The following is a 674-nucleotide window of genomic DNA, read 5'->3' on the forward strand; positions in this document are numbered from 1 at the left end:
TGCGGAAGTGGCGGAATTGGTAGACGCGCTGGATTTAGGTTCCAGTATCTTCGGATGTGAGAGTTCAAGTCTCTCTTTCCGCACCATGTTCTTGATTGGAACTAAAACAATCAAATTTTCGTTGGAGTATCGCCAAGCGGTAAGGCAGCGGGTTTTGATCCCGCCATTCCCAGGTTCAAATCCTGGTACTCCAGCCAATGGCTATGTAGCTCAGCTGGTTAGAGCACATCACTCATAATGATGGGGTCCCCTGTTCAAATCAGGGCATAGCCACCATTTACAAATGCGGAAGTTTTGGAATTGGTCGATGTCTTAATATAGACGCTGGATTTAGGTTCTAATAACTAATGCGAAATGATATGCGGAAGTGGCGGAATTGGTAGACGCGCTGGATTTAGGTTCCAGTATCTTCGGATGTGAGAGTTCAAGTCTCTCTTTCCGCACCATGTTCTTGATTGGAACTAAAACAATCAAATTTTCGTTGGAGTATCGCCAAGCGGTAAGGCAGCGGGTTTTGATCCCGCCATTCCCAGGTTCAAATCCTGGTACTCCAGCCATCTCTTCTTGAGATGATAGCTACAAATAGAATATCTACTGTGCGGAAGTGGCGGAATTGGTAGACGCGCTGGATTTAGGTTCCAGTATCTTCGGATGTGAGAGTTCAAGTCTCTCTT

At 46.0% G+C, this 674-nt stretch carries 5 tRNA genes; all 5 read left to right on the plus strand.

From position 1 onward, the window contains the following. Nucleotide 1: 1 nt before the first annotated feature. Nucleotides 2-86: transfer RNA gene (locus tag DRB05_RS00155), tRNA-Leu, on the plus strand. Nucleotides 87-122: 36 nt separating this feature from the next. Next, nucleotides 123-197 (plus strand) — tRNA-Gln (locus DRB05_RS00160). A gap of 2 nt (nucleotides 198-199) precedes the next feature. Further along, nucleotides 200-276, plus strand: a tRNA-Met gene (locus DRB05_RS00165). Nucleotides 277-361: 85 nt separating this feature from the next. Next, nucleotides 362-446: transfer RNA gene (locus DRB05_RS00170), tRNA-Leu, on the plus strand. A 36-nt stretch (nucleotides 447-482) separates the two neighbouring features. Then, nucleotides 483-557, plus strand: a tRNA-Gln gene (locus DRB05_RS00175). Nucleotides 558-674: the final 117 nt, after the last annotated feature.

The organism is Pseudoalteromonas sp. A757 (assembly GCF_004103285.1).
Lineage (GTDB): Bacteria > Pseudomonadota > Gammaproteobacteria > Enterobacterales > Alteromonadaceae > Pseudoalteromonas > Pseudoalteromonas galatheae.